Here is an 18588-nt window from a genome sequence, read left to right on the forward strand (position 1 = left end):
TGACAGATATCAATTGAATAAATACTCCAATTAATTCGAAACTAATATTTTAGTGCAAATTGAGTGAGCGCAAGAGTTCAATGGGTTATTGTTTCTGCTTGATATGCCAAAATGGAACGGGATTATTAGATGTAAGGAATTACACTTAGAAGTCATCATTTTTGGTCGGCTAATTGCTTAGGATTTCCCTATTCATATTTTTTTTGCAGATCTTTTAAGTGCTTATTCAAATATATGGTATACTGCACAGTATACTTTTTTCTTTTTCTTCGCCAGCTATAGGACGTTAAAGTATCCTTGGGGTTTACTCAAAAGCCCAACTTTGCTTGCTCCTCTGACTCGTCCTGAAATGGGTTTACAGTTGATACGCTTTCGCGAAGCGACCAGCTCTTTTCTTCCTGATTTGCGAAGCTTAACTGTTATCTATTTGGTCCGAAGACATAAAATATCCGCCTGTTTTACGGCTTCCTCGCCGTTCAACAAGATTTTGCGATACTAATTCTTTAATTTGACGTTCAATAGTTTTCAAAGGCCTATTTTCCAACAATGAAGGCAAAGCTTTAGCTTGTATGCCAGGATTCTTGGCAATGATTTTCAACAATGATTTTAATCCCTCATTTAATCCCTCATTTAATCCCTCATTTAATCCCTCATTGTCATTAAGCTGGCTTGTACTGATTTTTTGCTCTTGATAACTTAAGGCTATTAAAAATCCATTGGGGACTTCATCAAATGATAGATCCATCGATGGATAAGACTTTAACTCCTTCCTAATTCTTAAAAAACCGCTCCCATACTTCTCAATATCTCCGGTAAGGTAAAATGCTTCTGCGATTAACTTATTACGAGCAAATGCCTGATAGCTGTCCTTTTTTAAATCATTAACCGTTTGATCGCCAAATAATTTACCGGGATTGAAAAAGGTAATATTATTATCAAATATTTTTATTTGCACATCAGCAGGACTTAAATAGTCTCGGTGGATCAATGCGTTCAACACTATTTCACGCAAAGCGGGTAACGGATATTCGAATATCTCAGTCCTTTGCGTCGGCATGCCTTTTATTTCAAAGGCAACTTTAAGCCAAGAAATGAGGTAACGCATGGTTTCCTCGACCATTTCAAACAGAGTGCCATTCAGCATCTTATCATCGATAATCAAAGTTGGTGTTTTAAATCGCCCAAGATGGATGTTGTAGCCTGTGGCATGTTTGCCGAAAAGAAGCCAAGCAGCATTAGTGATTGTGTCACCTTTAATAAATTTCAGCTTTTTCAAATTGCCCATCGTGGTATCTTCTAGCAAAAAGCGACCGGCTTCATTTACTTTTTTGACAAACTTTTCAACCTTCTCCAAATCAATATCAGCAATTGTTCTCCCATGTGCAGGATAGGCATCCCATGAAAGTTGAAGTGATTGTAAACTCAGGTCTGCTATTTCAACTACAGATAATTGATGATTGGAATTATTTACCCGTTTAAAATAGCGCCCCCTAAAAGCGACCGGCTTAACCGGAAATTCCTGAATTGATAGGGATGCTATATTTTTACCCTGAATTTGAATAACTTCAGCGTTGGGGATTATACTGGGTTGAGTTTTATTTTTGATTTCATTAATCCATGTTTGAAGACTTTCTGAACCGATGATGAAATTATTAACGGGATTGCCTTTGTTGTCAATTCCAATAAGCACCTTTCCTCCTTTGGTATTTGCAAAGGCTACCAAACTCTCAATTACACCTTCTGAAAAGTTACTTTTAAATTCTATTTTATAATCTTCCTGCATGAATTCGTTTTAAAATGCATCTTCTCTAACGCACTTAATAATCATCTATATATTGTCCACAAAGTCGATACCATACAAAGACATTAATATCAAATGCTTTCATTGATGCGATCGTCAAACAGCGGATCCCCTATTTCATCAAGATATATTTCGGTGGTTTTTGTGCTATCATGTCCCAAGGTTTTTCCTATTTCTTCGATAGTTAATCCCTTTGCTTTGAGCGTTGTAGCATAGGTATGCCGAGCGACATAAGTTGTGATATTCTTCTCTATCTCCGCCTTTTTCGAAATTATTTTCAAATCCTGATTTACCCGCTTCAGAATTTTCATTCGACGGTCTCGCTTTGAGCGAACAGAGGCATGTCGTTTATAAAGTATCGGGAAAACATAGCCATCATCACTATTGCCTTCCATTGTTTTATAGAAGGCTAAAAGCCGTAAAGCCTCGGGATGTAATTTGAAATCAAATTCTTCTTTTGTCTTGGCTCTAATATAGTTAAGATTACCATCAATTATATTTGTCCATTTCATCTAATTCAAGATTCGCAATTTTTTTAAACTGCTCTTGGGTAATCGCACGCTTCTTCGTTTTTGGATTATTGTATTTAGAAAAAGCAAAATCTTTGAATGGGTAGTGATTTTCTTTACAATGCTTCTCCTTTATAGCGTTTCGCCATACCGTACGGAATGTTCGCAGGTCAATACTTCTAGTTGTCACAGCGATATCTTTCTTTATCATCCAATCCTCAAATCTTCGAATGAAATTTAAATCGATATCCTCAAAAGCCATGTCGATATGGTTCATGAATTTGCTTAAACGGTTTTTCGTCATTATATGAACAGAAGCATATCCTAATCTATCCATGGTCTTCAATCTACTAATTTCGTCATCGAAAAACTCCAGTATCTTTTTAGTTGGCGCTTTCTGTATGGCTCCTGTCAACCGCGCAACTATTTCTTTTATTGCACCAATACGGGGCTGCTGGTCGTCCGGTAAACTTGCGAAATATAATGTTGTTTTAACTTTAATATTGTTCAATAAAGCATTGATAGGCTTGTGGTTGGGATGGCTTGTGTGAACCGTCTGGGTACGCCCATCCCAGTCCTTTAACGATGATGACTTTTTCGTAGCAAGCTCATAATTACGCCTTTCCTCGGTAATTCGAAACACAATCGGATGCTCCCCATTAGGAAGGGTCTTATTAATTCTTAAAATTATTTTGATGTTAATTGCCATAATAGGTCTAACATTAATTATTTTTAAACACTAAAAACTTCATTTTAGACAAGTTAAGGCCTTTTTTTGAATAAAATCAGGTCTAACATAGGTCTAACAATTGGGTCTAAAATAGCTAAATTTAACTCAAAATACAATTGTGAAAAAACGGAAAAAGTGCATTTAAAGCCAATTTAAGCAGTTTTTGATCAATAAAAAAGAGAGACAAGTAAGCATGGGGTGCTGGAGGTCGTGGGTTCGAATCCCGCCATCCCGACTTAACAAGACCAATCAGAATGGCTTCTGATTGGTCTTGTTGCTTTACAACTCGCTTTACCTGATAAATAATAATACAACGAGAGGGCTTCACAGTTATAATGTCATCTTAGGTATAAAACAGAAAAGATGACACCATAGCTGCAAAGCCCTTATTCAGTAACTATGATCAACCGCGGCCGGTTGACATGCCACCGTCTACGGCTAAAATAGCACCAGTAGTGAACGCGCTTTCGTCTGATAAGAGGAATACGATTGCGCCGGCCGCCTGCTCTGGCTTACCATTTTTGCCCAACGGATTCAAACTTAACAGGCTGTTGTAAGTTTCTTCAACTTTGTCAACCCCTACAACATCGTTTAACACATTAGTTACGAACAGACCGGGTGCGATGGCATTAACACGAATATTTTCGGGGGCCAGTTCCACGGCCAGGTGTTTAGTCAACGCATGCAAACCTGCCTTCGCTACAGAATAAGCAGAAGTTGGCATTCCTTTTACCACATTGTCTGACCAGTAAGAACCGATGTTCACGATCGATCCGCCTCCATTTTCTTTCATTTTTTTTGCTACTGCCTGTGAAATGAAATAAAATCCTGTGTTGATGTCCAAAAGTGCTGCGTATTCTTCTGGTGTTGTCTCCAGGAATGGTTTCGGCCTGAAGATACCGGATGCATTCACCAGGTAATCGATGCTGCTTTCCTTTTCAATTTCTGAAATAAATGCCTTTACGCTATCCGTGTTGGTAATGTCAACAACATTGCCTGCAATTTTGCTGTCGGGGTTATTGTTTGAGAGTTCTGTTACCGTTTCAACAACTGATTCTTTTCTTTTGCTGGCTACGATAACGTTTGCGCCTCTTTCGGCAAGCAATGTTGCAGTTGCTTTGCCCATACCACTGGTTCCGCCTACAACCAATGCTGTTTTTCCTTTCAGATCCTGAGTTTTCATATTCTTAATTATTTTATTTTACCCTTTGACGTAACTTTCAAATTCCGTGACAAACATTTCATGCTAAGCCAGGAAAAGATTCAACCTGCCGGGGCGGTGAAATATCCAGATGAAAATTTACATCGCTGTGAACGTGTATTTTAAGGGTTATTTAACTTTGTGAATAAACTGGCCTTCATCATCACCTTTTTTCACATGCCTTTCAGGTGAGGTCAGATTCCTGTCTGGCAAGGAAAAATGGACTGATGAAAGATTTTATTTTGGGTTCCATAACAGGAATCATTGATGAAATTGCCTGTTTCCCGCTGGTTGCCATTCGCGCAGAGTGGTATCGCCATGGGTACTTGATAAAGCATTAATTATAAATTTAATCCACTCATATTTCGACAGATGACGCCTTTTAGCAAATCCTATAACGAGGAAGATGATCTTACGCTGGTCAAAAAGTCTTTTGAGGGATCAGAAGCCGCGCTTGATCAGTTAATCAACCGTCATCAACGGTTTATTTATAATCTTGCATTAAAATTTCTGGGCGACAGGGATGAGGCGGCCGACCTAACGCAGGAGGTTTTACTTACACTGGTATCTAAATTAGATAAGTTTCAGGGCAACAGCAGCTTCCGCACCTGGATGTACCGGATAGTCTATAACCAGTTCATCGATACCAAAAGAAAGAAAGTTGAAAAGTCGGTCGTTTCCTTTGATGTGTATGGCGACTTCCTGGACAACAGTTATAATGACCAGGAGATGATGCCGGATGAACAGGCTGAAAATGAAAAGGCAATCGACTGGACCCGAAATAAATGCCTCTCGGGTACGCTTATTTGCCTGGACAGGCAACAGCGCATGGTTTTTATCCTTGGTGCTATTTTCAATCTGAAATCGAATGTTGCCGCTGAAATCCTTGATATTACTCCCGAAAACTTCAGAAAACAGCTTCAGCGTGCCAAAGAAGACCTATTCAAATTTATGGAGGACAAATGCGGATTGATCAACGCAGCCGCACCCTGCCGCTGCCAAAAGAAAACAAAGGAATATATCAGGGATGGTATTGTATCGCCCGACACGGTGAAGTTTTATAGTCAATTTACCGACTCGATAGAGGCTGTTGTGGAAAGCAAAAACCGTGAGATAGATTATCTCATTACCCATCCTTATCTCTATTTATTCACTCAACAGCCGTATGAAGCAAGGGAGGACAATGAAGAAAAGTCGCGTCATATCTTAACCGATCCGGCGGTGTTGGAACTATTTCAATTATCGTAGGCCAGCATTAAGTAGCGGTTGGAAGTAAGCCCTTAATATTTTAAGGGCTTTGTCCTTTGCAAATAAGCAGTCATTATTATTCGCTTCTCAAACTTTTAACCGGGTTTGCCATAGCGGCCTTTATCGCATGGGAGCTAATGGTGAGCATTGCAAAGCCAATTGCTGTTACACTGGCAATTACAAATACCCACACGTTGACGTTGATCCTGTAACTAAATTCCATAAGCCATTTGTTCATCAGATACCAGGCTACCGGCGAAGCAATTACAATGGCTATCGCTACCAGCTTCAAAAAATCCCCGGTTAATAGTCGGGCAATCCCCGGCACACTTGCCCCAAGCACCTTGCGGATACCGATCTCTTTTGTTCGTTGTTCTGCAATAAAGGCAGCCAGTCCAAACAATCCCAGGCATGCTAAGAAAATGGCAAGGAATGAAAACACGGTTGCTATTTGAGCCGTATGCTGTTCAGAAGTGTATAGACTTTGGATATGATTATCCAGAAATTCATAATCAAAGCTTGAGTTTGGCATATTTGCCTTAAAAGTATTCTGCAACTGCTGCATAAAGCGCGGCAGATTTGTAGTATTATACCGGATGAGTAATGTCCTTAATGGTTCCGGTGCCTTATTCATTTCATAATATACGTAGCCGCCTATTTCGTTTTTAAGCGATTGGTAATTGAAATCTTTAACCACACCACTAACTATAGATTTACCTGACATCTCTGTCACGATATATTTTCCAATTGCATCCTGCGGTGATTTGAAGCCGAGATATTTTACGACGGCCTCATTGATCAATACATAACAAGAAGTATCTGCATCAGCAATTCCTGACGGCAATGAGCTGCCGGCCAACAGCTTTAACTGCATGGTTTTTACAATTGAACCATCGGTATGGCAGGATTTCACCGGCAAACCTTCCTTATCGGCAATAAATTTTCTGACACTTTTCCCGCTCTCTCCGTCACCCGGAATGGATTGGACAGCCGAAATGCTTTCAACATTAGGCATGCCCTTCAACTCATTCGCCAATGCTGCCACCTGCTGTTTATTTTGGGCCGATTTAATGTTAACCGTAACCACGCCCCTGGGGTTATAACCAAGATCGCGGTTTCTGACATATTGGATTTGCTGAAATATGACAATAACCGAAATAATAAGAATAATAGATGAGGCAAACTGAAATACAACCAGCGTTTGACGGATCAAATCAGCAAAAGAGTGCTTCAATTTTAGTTTATTCATTAACACCAATGGTGAAATGCGCGACAGGGAAAATGCAGGGTAGCTGCCCGCTATCAATGTTACGAAAACCCAAATAGAGAGCAAACCCAACAAAATCGGCAATGCAAAAAATGCAGATGTATTTAGCTCCATACCGGTAATGTTTTGAAACAATGGTCTTACAGCAAAAGCAAGAAAATAGCCTATAACAATAGCCATGAGCGAGAGCAAGGCTGTTTCGGTATAAAACAGCGCCAGTAAATGACCATTATCTGCACCCAAAACCTTATTAACACCTACGCCCTTGGCGCGCTTTTGCGAGCGTGCGGTAGCCAGGTTCATATAATTGATACACGCTATTACCAACACCAGCAGAGATAAAAACATCAACTCTTTTACAGTACCGATGCTGCCAATTTTGCCCGAGTAACCTTCGCGGATATCAGCCGAATAAAGATGGATATCGGCCAGCGGCTGAAATATAAAATTGGTAAAGTATCTTTCGTCCTCTTTTACATTTTTATTAATGAGCACGGAGGCTAATTTCTGCACCTGCGCTATGTTTGCGCCTGGCTGCAGCAGGCAATATGTTTCATAGCTTGAATTGCTCCAGTAAACATCCTTTCCCATCCATGAATCCATAATATTATAGATCATATCACAATCAATGGTGCTATTGGCGGGCAAATCGGCATAAACGCCCGATACATGCAACGTATCGCGGTTATTTACGCAGACGATTTTACCAAAGGCCTGATCTTTGCCATACAGCCTTTCTTTGGCCGATTGTGAAATTACAATGGATTTTGGCTGGGCAAAAGCGTTGTGTGCAGTGCCCTCAATAAACTTCAAATCAAACAGACCAAATACCGTCGAATCGGCAAGGTATAAGCCCCTTTCGGTAAAGTTTTTATCATCAGTTTTTAGCGATACCCTTGCACCGAAGTCATGCTTGATGAGCCGGGCCATTGTTTTAACCTGCGGTATGCTTTGAACCATGGCGGGCCCTACAGCATTAGGTAACTGTGCCCATACCTTATAATTAAACTGTGCAGTAGTTTGCGTATTTACACGGTAAATATTTTTTGAGTTTTTGTAAGTGCGGTCAAAACTCAGTTCGTAGGAAATGCAGGCGAACAACGTAATACATACACACATACCAATAGCCAGCCCCACAATATTAAGCAAAGTAAAAAGCCTGTTGGCAACAATGTTACGCCAGGCTATTTTTAAGTAATTCCGTACCATGTATTTATTTCAATTTTGTGCATTATTGGTTAGTTGTAAAGGGCGCTATCGGAAGTTCGGGTCTCAAATCTTCCGTTATTGCATGGGGCATACAACTTCCTGTAACATGCCATGATAATTTCATATCTCAACATCGTTATAGTTACAGATTCCGGTAACAACACCGATGCCTTTTTTATAATATCTTGTGAAATAATAAATTACAAATGGAGCACGTTTAAAAAGCGTTCGTTTTTGATACATCACGCGTCCGTTTTCGGATTATGCCCCTTCTTTACTAATAATTGCATGAAAATACCACAGGCAAGGCCAACGTCACTGAACAATACTTTCTGTATAGGTGATATCAGGCGGAGGCACCTTTAATATTGGGTGTATTTTGTCCCGTGTTTAGCTTTGGGCTGTTTTTTAGTGCCCATTGCTTAAGCTATCTCCGAGTTGCCGGTCGTATACTCAAGTGGTGGCCCCTCGCAAAACTTCTCCCAGCTTTCATAACCGCAGAAATTTGCAAGCACCTGAAGCGCAAATAATGACGGCCCGAACCGGGCTTCATTAAACCCATAGAGCCTGCTTAAGGTTATTCGGCTCAATTCCTTATGCGTAACCTTTTTAATCCTGTTCGCCAAAATGGCAATATCCGCCTCTGTAACCGGGGATAAATCAGCATTGATCAAAACCTCCTTTTTCAACAATTCAATTTTCACGTTTGAATACTTATGCACACTACCCCTCATTCTTTACTGATTTCAAGCCTTTTACGGTTTTATTTGGTTTGGGTTACATTTATTGTGTCGCTTCAACACAATAAATAGTAAGATTAATAGCTCCTACATTCGTCGATACATTTATACTAATGGTCGATTCTGTTTTGATTTTGGGATCTAAAAGTTTTCATTTGTTAAACATGCCGCACCATAATCACATCATAGCATATGGCATGTATAATTACAACCTAAAAACTGCGGATATCAAATGCTGGTTGTTAGCACCTATCACAAAACAGAACAAAATGAAACAAACAGAATACGATATATTATTAGCAGGCGAACGGCGCATTTTAGATGCGATCGAACAACTGGAAACCGAATATAAATTCCACTTAATTGCAATGAAAGAGGAATTGGCAAGGGTTAGGGAAGCATTGACAAAATCCAGTATGTCTGTGGTGCACGTTAGTGATAATGTAAACGGGAAACTCAACTCAAATAAGTAAACTCATCACCTGTCTAATTCAAAACTCCTTAATAATTCAGATCTAACTTTGTCCATATCGCCGGCGAGGATTTCATAAACAGCATCGTACTGACCGCACAGATCAAAAATGCCAATACTATACTGGCGAGATACCTTTCCCTGGCTTCATCATTATCTGCGTTTTTGACTTTCTCCGCAATATCCAGCACGTTAAGATACAGCTCGTGCGATTTATTATTTGCAGCAATCAGTTCATCATACGCGAGCGAAACATTAAAATAAAGCCCGATGAGGTTATGTTTCCAGTTGTCGATATTCATTTTTTTGAGCTGGGTATCGGCCTCGTTTAAACTTTCGGTCATTGACCGGTAGCTGGCCGCACTGTGAGCTATGCTCCTGCCCTTCCATAACTGAACGCTCTTTTTAAGAATAGACATCGTTTCGCCGGTTACGTAGTAATAGCTTTCGGCTATTTCAACCTGTTTGTTGCGATAGCGTTTTTTTAGATCGATGCCGGCCTTGCGCTTATCACCAAAATAAGCAAATAAACCAGTTAGCGTTTGGGAAATCAAAGCGCCTGCAAGTCCGGAAAATGCGCTTACAATTAGTGTAGTATTTTCTGTCATCGCACGTTATGCATTTATACGGCAATCCACTATCAGATAGCCAAATACATAACAAACAACGCAACAAAAGGTTAAACCCTTAATGATAAATATGTTGTATAACCGATTTACTTAAACTCAAACCCTCAATGCGCCCCTGAACCCTCTGGCAGCATAGTATGATTCGGCACCATTGTGGTAAATAAAGATGGTTCCATAACGATAATCGGCAAAAATGGCCCCGCCGAGTTTTCTGATACCTGCAGGTGTTTTTATCCAGCTTGATGTTTTAGTATCAAACTTTCCCAGTTTTTGCAGCTCACGATATTGTTCTTCATCTAAAAGTTGAATGCCCATGTCCTTCGCCATTTCAATAGCGCTGTTTGCGGGCTTATGTTCCTTCCGGGCTTCCAGGGCTTCATGATCATAACAAACACTTCTGCGGCCTTTCGGGCTTTCGGCAACGCAATCAAAAAAGATGTATTCGCCGGCATTTTCATCATAAGCAACCACATCCGGTTCGCCTCCAGTTATTTCCATTTCGTTGAGCGACCATAGCTTTTTTGCGCCGGTTTCCAGCTTTGCCTGTACTTCAGCCCAGTCTATCCCCGGATGGCGGTTCATGTTTTTTTCAAAACGCGTTTTTAATATACCGATAAGTTCGTTCTGTTGTTCTGGTGATAGTTTCATTGTTGGTGGTTATGGTTTCATTGGTGTTTGGTTTCAAATTCTCTCCCCCGAAGGAGAGATGTGATTGGAATGTGCTGTAGCAGGGAGGGGTTTATACGTTATTGGGGTTAAGAAGCCAACTGATGAACCACCTCTCTACAACCTTCCAGAGGAGGGAATCGCGCAGGCCACGCTTTTGGCGAATGTTTAATTAATCATTCAACCCTTTGCCATTCAATATCTGCGGCATCCATTTTTCAACTCTCGCCTCGCGGGTAGACGACTGCTTGGGTTGCGAAAAATGCAGCAGATAGGCTTTTTGCCGCCCCGGTGTTAAGGCTTCAAAAGCTACTTTCAGAGCAGGGATCGAGTTTAGTTTACTTTGAAACTCATCTGCTACAGCAAAATCTTCGGTCTTTTTTAAATTGACTTTCAGGCCTGCTTTCTCCACTTCAATAGCTTCATAAATATACGCTTTCAGGATATTTCGCTGCGCCGTTACTTCCTCAACATGGGTAAACCTGATTTGCCGGGCAGCCTGCACGTTTTCCGACTGCTGGATCAAAACTTTATGCGTGTCGCTTAACAGCGCACCTTTAAAAAATAAAAACGCACAATATTCTTTAAACACATGTATTAAAACAATATTGCTTTCGCGGTATGTATAACAAGGGCAGCCCCATTTCAATTCCTCGATCAATCCGCAATCAAGAGCAATCAATCTCAATTGCTCTATTTCCTCCTGCCATTTTTCGGCCTTATTAAAATAAAAATCAACTTTGGGGTTCATTGTGTTTATTATTGGTTAACCAGGACAATCTTTCTATCTGCCGGTCTGAAATACCATGATATTATAGTCAGCAGCAGTAACAGCATTGCAGGAAATATCTCGTTTACTGCACTACCTGCTGCAAGATGCGAAAATATTGCTCCTGACATGGCAAAGAAAAAGCCCGCATAAGCCCATTCCTTTACTACCGGAAATTTAGGGGTAAGTACTGCAATAACTCCCAAAACTTTCCAGATTCCTAATATAGTCAGAAAATAGCCGGGGTAGCCCAAATGAGCAACGCTATCAGCCCCGCCGGCTCCTGATTTCATTTTCAGCAATTGCACCGCCCCTGTCGACAGCATCCCGAGAGCAAGCCATAGGGTTGCAATCCAGTAAATAATTTTATTCCTTTTCATTACAGGCAATTATTTCAATTTATTTAATACTTCCTGAAGGCGGTTATGCGCCATGTTTATACCATAGGCAAAGGGCAGTTTCAGCATCTGATCCCTGAGCTCGGGCGTTCTGTACACTACATGCATATTGAGTTTACAGGTATCTTCTGTAAGTTTCTCAAACTCCAGAAACTCCAATTGCACATCAAATGGTGCGTTGTCCATTTCAAATGTACGGGTGATTTTTTGGCCGGGGATAAACTCATGAATTGTTCCGTTGGCTTTAAAAACCACAGTGCCATGCTGATCTTTGGTTTCAAACTGCCAGCTGCCATGCTTTTTATTTTCCAGCTTCAGCACCCTGGTCCCCATCCATTGCTCAACAATTTCAGCCTCGGTATATGCTTTAAAAAGCAACTTGACCGGCAACTCAAATACCCGGGTTATAGTTAAATCCTGTTTGCCGTTTTCGGCATCAATTTTGGTTTTCTTCTCCATGTTATTTGCCTTTATAGTTTTTCATAATATCTTCCAATTTGTTGAACCTTTCTTCCCACATAGCGCGGAAGGGCTCAATAAAGTCGGCTACGTCTTTCATTCTTTCTGCATTGATATGATAATAGATCTCCCTGCCGTTTTGCTCCTGTTTAAGCAGTTCGCACTCGGTAAGTATTTGCAGATGTTTGGAAACAGTGGGCCGGGCGGTATCAAAATTTGAAGCAATTACGCCGGCAGTCATGGCTTGTGTGGCCACAAGCAAAAGAATGGCCCTCCGGGTTGGGTCGGCTATGGCCTGAAATACATCTCTTCTTAAATTCATCGCGTAGTCATTTGACTACAAATATAAATGTAGCCATTTAACTACGCAAAATATTTTTGGTTTTTTTTGAGATACTGGTTATTACTCGGAAATGGTGGTTCAATTAGCAACCACTTTCAATATCGACACCTCGCTTAACGGAGCAGCAAGCATCCTGGCGGCCATCAAGTGACTTTCGGCCCCAAACCATGACCGGCCTTTTGTCATTACTGCCGTTATCCGGTATTTTGAATCAATTGAAACAAATTTACAATGGTACACTTGCTTTGTTACTTTATTCTCAAATACGGCTGTACCACACCTGCTGGAGATGGGCATGAACGAAACGTCAATTTGCCCGCTTTTTAGATCCATTTCTGAAAGGGATTTAAATAAACTGTGATTTAAAACTTTTGCATTCATATAAATTTAAACACACAAGCTAAAAAAGGTGCCCGTTCAGGTTGTTCAGTTTTAGGCTGGCGCAGCCCCCATGTTCAGCGCCTGTTCATAAACATATCTCATTGACCCGCAAACATTATAGCAGGCTGCGATATCCTGCCAAAAATTGATTCGTTTATTTTCTTAAAGTAATAAAACGGGGCAGCCGTTTATTTTGTAATACATTCTTAACACCGCTTTCGCTCAAAAAAGCGTAATTTTATGCTTTCTTAGCAAGGTTATACTACTGGAAACAGTAAACTATAATAATTTATGGGTATGAATGCCATTCACAATAAAGATATTGGGACCAAACAAAAAGCGCTGGCCATTAATCTTAACCCCGAAATTTATGGCTCATTTGCCGAAATTGGAGCCGGACAGGACGTAGCAGCAAATTTTTTTAAAGCCGGGGCATCATCCGGTACTATAGCCAAAACCATGTCAGCTTATGATATGCTTTTTTCAGATGCCATTTATGGTGTACAACAAAGCCGCCGTTATGTAAGTGAACCCCGGTTAATGGCTATGCTTAGCCATGAATATGGCCTCATCATCGAACGCCTTGGCGCGCAACGTGGTGATACATCAACATTTTTTGCTTTCGCAGATACGATATCAGCCCTTAATTACAATAAAACCAATGAAGGCCACGGCTGGATGGGTGTACGCTTTCAGCAGGAGCCTAACGGGCAGTACAATGATGTGGTGATCCACGTTAAGCTGCTGGACAATGATAATAACTTACAGCAGCAGGCCGTAGGCATATTGGGGGTAAACCTGATGTACGCCTGTTTTTACTATAACGAGATCCCGCCTGTATTCCTGCTGTCGCTGATGGACAACCTCTCGCGCGACAGGATCCAGATTGACATGATCCGATTTGAAGGGCCAAACTTTACCAAGGTTGATAATCGGTTAATGAGCCTTCACCTTGTAAAATACGGCTTTTCGGACGCCGCACTGTTTGGGCCCGATGGTAAAAACCTGCAGCCATCAGAGGTTTTGTACAAAAAGCATATCGTGATGGTTCGCGGCCGTTTCCGCCCGGTTATCAACGTACATATGGATATGTTGAGCACCGGTGTTAAGCAGTTTTTGCAGGAATCGGATGTTGATAAGGAAAACGTGGTTGTTGTTACCGAGCTCACCCTGCAAGCCCTTAAAGAACGTAATGCCGATATCAATGCCGATATCGACGAAAAGGATTTCCTTGACCGCGTAGACATCCTTGGCTCACTGGGCCAAACGGTAATGATCTCTAACTTCCACGAGTATTACAAACTGGTGGCCTATCTTTCAAAGATCACCAAACTAAAAATGGGCGTGGTACTTGGTTTTCCTAACCTCGAGTACATCTTTTCTGAAGAGCATTATAAAGATTTGCCGGGCGGTATCCTGGAATCGTTCGCCACACTATTTAGCCGTAAGGTGAAATTGTTTATTTACCCTACCCTGCGCGATGGCGTGATCTGGAATTGCTTGCGTTTTTACCTGCCTCCACACCTGATAGATTTGTACCGCTATCTCATTGCCAATAATAAGATAGAAGATATCCGTCATTACAACGAGAACAACCTTAACGTTGAAACCGACAATGTGCTCGACCTGATAAAAAAAGGGGCCAATGGCTGGGAAGAATTTGTACCTGCCGAAGTTGCCACCATAATCAAAGAGCGCCGCCTGTTTGGTTATGCTTCCGGCCTTGACCCGGTAAAAACACTTGAGGCCCCGCCAACAGATGGCGACCGTACTGAAATTGATATTGCTTAAAAACATAAAAACGGCGTTATGATAAACATAGCGCCGTTTTTGTTTGCTCAATTGCTATTGGTTTTAACCAACGGTAAACAAGTTGAAAAGCCATGGCTTTAGCCTAACAATGCAAGCGAATTTGGGCTGATGCCCGTTTCTATCGCTACTCATCTTTCCGTGGATTAAAACCAGCGGCAACGAAGTTTTATTTATATATAAAGAGAGCCATCGATTTTAAATTTAAAGACGCATCACATGCGTCTCCCGTGTGCAATTTCCGACGGGATTAAAAGCCTTTTGAATCGGCCTGTCTGCCGGGAGACGCATGTGATGCGTCTTTACAAAAAACTTTCTATCGTTTTTAAACAGCTTCTTACAGATGACGTTAAAGTTTAAAGTGATATCCTAACTTAAGCGATACCGCATCCTGGATAAGGCGATTGCCATAGTTATCGTATTTAGCGCCTATGTCAAGGCCGTTTTTAAACTTGAACCCCAGCGAGGGTGTGTAAACAAATGAGGTATTTCTTTTAGAAGCAAAAGCTACACCTGCTTCGCCGCCAAGGTAAAATATATCGCCCAAAAACAAACGCAAGCCAACTTTAACCGGAACTACATTGCGAACGCTGAAATTATTGTTATAATACACATTGCCCTTACTATCCATAATGCCGTAGGTTGAATAGTATTGCCTGTTCATGTGCGTATATCCAGCAGAAAAAGTAGCGACCAAATTGTTGGTAAGCGGTTTATAAAGTGTTATATCGCCGCCCAGTACCTTATTATCAGACGAATTGACGTCAGATCCTGCATTAAAGCTTACGCCAAGTTCTGTTGCGCCATCATTGACTGTGCTCTCCGCCTTTTTGTGAGCCGTCATGCTCCGGGTACCAAACCCATATGCCAGTCGCAAACCCAGGGTTTTGGTGGCTTTGTCTTTGGTGTAATCCTCGTATTTAAGGCTCAGGTCGATACCATTTTTAAACGCCATGCCCACCGAAGGCGACCACAGAAACGATGTTCCCCATTGTTCAAAGGCAAAACCGGCACCCGCCTCTCCACCCAGGTAAAAATTATCGCCCACAAAATACTTTACACCCAGCTTTACCGGGATCACATTATAAGGACTCCCGTATTGGCTATAATTGGCAAAATGATCTTTCTCAAAAAAATGACTGAAACCGGTGGTAAGCGTGCCGGAAACCCGCTGATTAAAATCTTTTTGTATACGGATATCGCCTCCAAGTGCATATTTAAAAGCATCAGAAGTAGCCACTCCGGCATTTATGCCAAACCCAACGCGCCAGCTGTTATCGTTGCTTTGTGCTTTTGTTACAGCAGATGAAAAAATTAACAGGATAAATAATGAAAAAAGGTGTTTCATGTTATGTAAATTGATTTATAGATAATTGAGATAGTGATATTAATCGGCAGGAAGCAGATCGACGGCCTTTTTAATAGTAAAAATGTTTAGCACAAATACTAAAACTGCAATCATTTGCCAGCTTTTGAGCAAACACGAAATGTAAACAACGATTAGGAAAACGCTGAAAACAGATAAGAGAATAAATTTCAGCAACCGGGTATCGGCACAGGTAAACTCCTGGTCCGGCTGTTTTTTACGCAACCCAGCTATACAGCTTTTAAGTGGCACCAAGGCAAAAAGCATAGTCATGGCCAGCGTTTTAGGAAACTCCTGTAACATCACCAGGCTATAAATAATAACGAGTGTGCCTGCCAGCAAAAAAAGCATCAGCAACACAATTGCTGTTTCACGGAACCTATCCATTGTTGTTTTTTGAGGATGTGACAACAAATGGAGGTTTTACCCCTACGCATGTTCTTATATTTTATTTGCTTAGTTTAAGCCGGTACCCCAGGCGCAGGGCAAACTGCTTATAGTAATAGCCATAATCTTCAAATTTAAACCCGGTTTCTATCCCGCTCTGAAAGCTAAAGCCGGCCCCTGCCGAAATCATCGTGCTTCGGTAAGGTTTATACACGGGTGAAGAAGAAAGATTAGAAAAGTAAAAAACAGGCTCTTTGAACAAACCAAAGGCCACGCCAACATCGCCCGATATATAAAAGGCACTGCCCGTTTTAAGCCTCACCCCTACTTTTAGCGGCATCATGCTGCGTGTTTCGTCATAAATATTAATGGTACCGTCCCCGTAAATTGGCGGGTATCCTTTATCAACAGGAAAATAAGTATACCCTGTTGTTATGATACCTGAAATGTGCTCGCCCAAATCCCGCTGAACAAATACCTCGGCACCATATACTTTGCTGTAGGGATCGTCCCAGCCCAAACCGGCAGTTAAAGCCCCGCCTAAATACCAGGCCCGGCTGTTATCAACCGTTTTTTTGACCGGCTTAAAAACCGAATTAAATGCCAGCCCCGCTTCCCAACCTATCCAATTGCGGGTTTGATGGCCGTCAATTGCCTGCCCCGGATAATCCGGGATATGAGTGACATTCTTATATCCTTCCTGATGAAACGACCCGCTATGGTTATAACTGTTAAAAACCGGACCAGCCAAAAGGCTGATGTGTTTGGAAACCTGTACATTAAAGAGCATTTTAGCCTGAAACCAGCGATCATCCCACAGACCTGTGTAGGCAGCCTGGTATGCAACCTCGGTTGAAACATAAAAACTATTGCTCAGCATAAAATCGTGTCCAATACCTAAACCAAACGAATGCAGCTTGCTGCCGGAAGAAATATTGGTGCCGGTGAGCAAAGTACTGTAAAAGTTATGCGTTCCGGTTTTAAGCGAAATATTGGTATTGGTAACATCATTGGTTGTTAAGGAAACTTTATAAAACCCATTCCCTATAATATTTACCAGCCCGATACTGGCCCCCGATGAGGTATCAACAGTGTTTACCAAACCTATCTGCAACCCTTTTAATTTATGTGCATTGTTGTTTAACGAAGCAATTTGCAGCCCAACAACGGTGCTTTCGGCTTTGTTGATAAAACCGGCTGCCTGGATGCCCCTTACTGTATCTATAGCCCGGTTGTGTACCCCGGCAACCTGGATGCCGGTAACCTTTCCTCCTACCAAATTGAAAACCGTAGCCAGCTGCACATATTTTGCATCCATTTTATTGATGTTGAACAAGCCTCCAAACTCAAAGCCGTTCACTCCGGCTGTGTAACCTCCGGCTATATTCAATGAAAACCTGTTAACTACCTGCGGACTAAACATACCGTGCGAGCTAAGCCCCGGTGTTAAGGAAACCTGGAAAGGCCGTTTGGCAAAAAAATCGGGTATATTAAGCGTTTGGATACGCTGCCTGGCCGAGATGAACAAACGCCCCATCCCTGTCCTTTCAACCCGGTTATTTCGGGTTACAGTATTATCATATACCCCGGGATTAAAGCGGCTGCTTACTGATACCGTTTGCAGGAAATTAATGGTAGTATCTCTATAAGAGAGTTTACTTGCCGTAAGGCTGATCTGGCTCGGATTATCTGCCCTGAATTTAATCCGGAAGTACCCGTGTTCGTCTGTCAGTACAGATACTAACTGCTCTTTAACGTAAACGCTGGCATTCATTAATCGCTCGCCGCTGCGGTCATTCACAACCAGGCCGCTTATTGAATAGTTATTGCTATTATCATTGGTGATATCCGTATCCAAAAACACAAGTCCGGGCAGTTTTTCTGTAATGATGAGGTAGTTTTGATACTCGCGGATAGCATACCTATCTTTTAAAAGCGTACTCAAAATAATTGCCACAGTTTGGTTTGCCACATTGATACTTACCAGGCTATCCTGGGGAAGCAGCCTTGCATTGTACGAAATACTGAAATTTCCCCTTTTTCCAAGATCCAGCAAAACATCGGCTAAGGGTTTACGGTCAGCGCTAAAATTTAACTGTTTATTTAAAATGCTTTGCGCCTGAACACGCCCAAAGCAAAACATCAATACGGATATAAGTAAATAATATGGCTTAGGTATTTGGTTTATCATTAAAATTGTCGGG

At 41.5% G+C, this 18588-nt stretch carries 19 protein-coding genes; 3 read left to right on the forward strand and 16 right to left on the reverse strand.

The window, feature by feature from the left end; translation table 11 throughout:
- Positions 1–412 precede the first annotated feature (412 nt).
- From MTO98_RS33950 to MTO98_RS33965, 4 genes are all read right to left on the reverse strand, one after another.
- Positions 413–1783, reverse strand: coding sequence for an RNA-binding domain-containing protein (locus MTO98_RS33950; RefSeq protein ID WP_243484238.1), 1371 nt, complete (start codon positions 1781–1783; stop codon positions 413–415).
- 89 nt (positions 1784–1872) lie between these two features.
- Positions 1873–2313: a tyrosine-type recombinase/integrase gene (locus MTO98_RS33955; RefSeq protein ID WP_243484240.1), complete on the reverse strand. Its 441-nt coding sequence runs from the start codon at positions 2311–2313 to the stop codon at positions 1873–1875.
- Positions 2291–3019 carry a phage integrase SAM-like domain and Arm DNA-binding domain-containing protein gene (locus MTO98_RS33960; protein ID WP_243484242.1) on the reverse strand — a complete coding sequence of 243 codons (729 nt, stop codon included), beginning with the start codon at positions 3017–3019 and terminating at the stop codon, positions 2291–2293. Before MTO98_RS33960 ends, MTO98_RS33955 begins: the two co-directional genes overlap by 23 nt.
- Before the next feature lie 424 nt (positions 3020–3443).
- On the reverse strand, positions 3444–4223 hold the full coding sequence (locus MTO98_RS33965; protein WP_243484244.1) for an SDR family NAD(P)-dependent oxidoreductase: 780 nt from the start codon (positions 4221–4223) through the stop codon (positions 3444–3446).
- Positions 4224–4613: 390 nt separating this feature from the next.
- Here MTO98_RS33965 and MTO98_RS33970 point away from each other — a divergent pair, with 390 nt between their 5' ends.
- Positions 4614–5489: an RNA polymerase sigma factor gene (locus tag MTO98_RS33970; protein WP_243484246.1), complete on the forward strand. Its 876-nt coding sequence runs from the start codon at positions 4614–4616 to the stop codon at positions 5487–5489.
- Between the two features lie 76 nt (positions 5490–5565).
- Here MTO98_RS33970 and MTO98_RS33975 read toward each other — a convergent pair whose 3' ends face one another.
- A complete protein-coding gene (locus tag MTO98_RS33975; protein WP_243484248.1) occupies positions 5566–7965 on the reverse strand; it encodes an ABC transporter permease in 2400 nt (799 codons plus the stop codon).
- A 422-nt stretch (positions 7966–8387) separates the two neighbouring features.
- Positions 8388–8669: a hypothetical protein gene (locus MTO98_RS33980; protein ID WP_243484250.1), complete on the reverse strand. Its 282-nt coding sequence runs from the start codon at positions 8667–8669 to the stop codon at positions 8388–8390.
- A 305-nt stretch (positions 8670–8974) separates the two neighbouring features.
- On the opposite strand from MTO98_RS33980, the gene MTO98_RS33985 reads away from it, so the two are divergent.
- Positions 8975–9178: a hypothetical protein gene (locus tag MTO98_RS33985; protein ID WP_243484252.1), complete on the forward strand. Its 204-nt coding sequence runs from the start codon at positions 8975–8977 to the stop codon at positions 9176–9178.
- A 28-nt stretch (positions 9179–9206) separates the two neighbouring features.
- On the opposite strand, the gene MTO98_RS33990 is transcribed toward MTO98_RS33985, so the two are convergent.
- From MTO98_RS33990 to MTO98_RS34020, 7 genes are all read right to left on the reverse strand, one after another.
- Positions 9207–9785, reverse strand: a complete 579-nt coding sequence (locus MTO98_RS33990; RefSeq protein WP_243484254.1) for a hypothetical protein — start codon at positions 9783–9785, stop codon at positions 9207–9209.
- Positions 9786–9902: 117 nt separating this feature from the next.
- Positions 9903–10454 carry a DUF4256 domain-containing protein gene (locus MTO98_RS33995; RefSeq protein WP_243484256.1) on the reverse strand — a complete coding sequence of 184 codons (552 nt, stop codon included), beginning with the start codon at positions 10452–10454 and terminating at the stop codon, positions 9903–9905.
- Between the two features lie 190 nt (positions 10455–10644).
- Positions 10645–11223 (reverse strand): YdeI family protein, encoded by a 579-nt coding sequence (locus MTO98_RS34000; RefSeq protein ID WP_243484257.1) that lies wholly within the window; start codon positions 11221–11223, stop codon positions 10645–10647.
- Between the two features lie 8 nt (positions 11224–11231).
- Positions 11232–11621, reverse strand: a complete 390-nt coding sequence (locus MTO98_RS34005; protein ID WP_243484259.1) for a DoxX family protein — start codon at positions 11619–11621, stop codon at positions 11232–11234.
- A gap of 9 nt (positions 11622–11630) precedes the next feature.
- Positions 11631–12098 carry an SRPBCC domain-containing protein gene (locus tag MTO98_RS34010; RefSeq protein WP_243484261.1) on the reverse strand — a complete coding sequence of 156 codons (468 nt, stop codon included), beginning with the start codon at positions 12096–12098 and terminating at the stop codon, positions 11631–11633.
- A 1-nt stretch (position 12099) separates the two neighbouring features.
- Positions 12100–12420, reverse strand: coding sequence for a helix-turn-helix transcriptional regulator (locus MTO98_RS34015; RefSeq protein ID WP_112568216.1), 321 nt, complete (start codon positions 12418–12420; stop codon positions 12100–12102).
- Positions 12421–12519: 99 nt separating this feature from the next.
- Positions 12520–12774, reverse strand: coding sequence for a hypothetical protein (locus MTO98_RS34020; protein ID WP_243484264.1), 255 nt, complete (start codon positions 12772–12774; stop codon positions 12520–12522).
- A gap of 345 nt (positions 12775–13119) precedes the next feature.
- On the opposite strand from MTO98_RS34020, the gene MTO98_RS34025 reads away from it, so the two are divergent.
- Positions 13120–14613: a TonB-dependent receptor gene (locus MTO98_RS34025; RefSeq protein ID WP_243484265.1), complete on the forward strand. Its 1494-nt coding sequence runs from the start codon at positions 13120–13122 to the stop codon at positions 14611–14613.
- Positions 14614–14980: 367 nt separating this feature from the next.
- Here MTO98_RS34025 and MTO98_RS34030 read toward each other — a convergent pair whose 3' ends face one another.
- From MTO98_RS34030 to MTO98_RS34040, 3 genes are all read right to left on the reverse strand, one after another.
- Entirely contained in the window at positions 14981–15979 is a 999-nt protein-coding gene (locus MTO98_RS34030; RefSeq protein ID WP_243484268.1) for an outer membrane beta-barrel protein, read from the reverse strand.
- Between the two features lie 39 nt (positions 15980–16018).
- The gene (locus tag MTO98_RS34035; RefSeq protein ID WP_243484271.1) at positions 16019–16384 is read right to left on the reverse strand and encodes a hypothetical protein; all 366 of its coding nucleotides are present in this window, start codon (positions 16382–16384) and stop codon (positions 16019–16021) included.
- Positions 16385–16445: 61 nt separating this feature from the next.
- Complete coding sequence (locus tag MTO98_RS34040; RefSeq protein WP_243484272.1) at positions 16446–18575, reverse strand: carboxypeptidase-like regulatory domain-containing protein; 2130 nt, start codon at positions 18573–18575, stop codon at positions 16446–16448.
- Positions 18576–18588: the final 13 nt, after the last annotated feature.

The sequence above is a fragment of the Mucilaginibacter sp. SMC90 genome (genome assembly GCF_022811725.1).
Classification (GTDB): domain Bacteria; phylum Bacteroidota; class Bacteroidia; order Sphingobacteriales; family Sphingobacteriaceae; genus Mucilaginibacter.

Excerpts from the sequence above, each read along its gene's own strand:
- MTO98_RS34000 (WP_243484257.1), bottom strand. The coding sequence starts at position 11,223 with ATGAACCCCAAAGTTGATTTTTATTTTAATAAGGCCGAAAAATGGCAG.
- MTO98_RS34005 (WP_243484259.1), bottom strand. The coding sequence starts at position 11,621 with ATGAAAAGGAATAAAATTATTTACTGGATTGCAACCCTATGGCTTGCT.
- MTO98_RS33955 (WP_243484240.1), bottom strand. The coding sequence starts at position 2,313 with ATGAAATGGACAAATATAATTGATGGTAATCTTAACTATATTAGAGCC.
- MTO98_RS33975 (WP_243484248.1), bottom strand. The coding sequence starts at position 7,965 with ATGGTACGGAATTACTTAAAAATAGCCTGGCGTAACATTGTTGCCAAC.
- MTO98_RS34035 (WP_243484271.1), bottom strand. The coding sequence starts at position 16,384 with ATGGATAGGTTCCGTGAAACAGCAATTGTGTTGCTGATGCTTTTTTTG.
- MTO98_RS33995 (WP_243484256.1), bottom strand. The coding sequence starts at position 10,454 with ATGAAACTATCACCAGAACAACAGAACGAACTTATCGGTATATTAAAA.
- MTO98_RS34025 (WP_243484265.1), top strand. The coding sequence starts at position 13,120 with ATGAATGCCATTCACAATAAAGATATTGGGACCAAACAAAAAGCGCTG.
- MTO98_RS34010 (WP_243484261.1), bottom strand. The coding sequence starts at position 12,098 with ATGGAGAAGAAAACCAAAATTGATGCCGAAAACGGCAAACAGGATTTA.
- MTO98_RS33960 (WP_243484242.1), bottom strand. The coding sequence starts at position 3,019 with ATGGCAATTAACATCAAAATAATTTTAAGAATTAATAAGACCCTTCCT.
- MTO98_RS33985 (WP_243484252.1), top strand. The coding sequence starts at position 8,975 with ATGAAACAAACAGAATACGATATATTATTAGCAGGCGAACGGCGCATT.
- MTO98_RS33950 (WP_243484238.1), bottom strand. The coding sequence starts at position 1,783 with ATGCAGGAAGATTATAAAATAGAATTTAAAAGTAACTTTTCAGAAGGT.
- MTO98_RS34040 (WP_243484272.1), bottom strand. The coding sequence starts at position 18,575 with ATGATAAACCAAATACCTAAGCCATATTATTTACTTATATCCGTATTG.
- MTO98_RS34015 (WP_112568216.1), bottom strand. The coding sequence starts at position 12,420 with ATGAATTTAAGAAGAGATGTATTTCAGGCCATAGCCGACCCAACCCGG.
- MTO98_RS33965 (WP_243484244.1), bottom strand. The coding sequence starts at position 4,223 with ATGAAAACTCAGGATCTGAAAGGAAAAACAGCATTGGTTGTAGGCGGA.
- MTO98_RS33970 (WP_243484246.1), top strand. The coding sequence starts at position 4,614 with ATGACGCCTTTTAGCAAATCCTATAACGAGGAAGATGATCTTACGCTG.
- MTO98_RS34030 (WP_243484268.1), bottom strand. The coding sequence starts at position 15,979 with ATGAAACACCTTTTTTCATTATTTATCCTGTTAATTTTTTCATCTGCT.
- MTO98_RS34020 (WP_243484264.1), bottom strand. The coding sequence starts at position 12,774 with ATGGATCTAAAAAGCGGGCAAATTGACGTTTCGTTCATGCCCATCTCC.
- MTO98_RS33990 (WP_243484254.1), bottom strand. The coding sequence starts at position 9,785 with ATGACAGAAAATACTACACTAATTGTAAGCGCATTTTCCGGACTTGCA.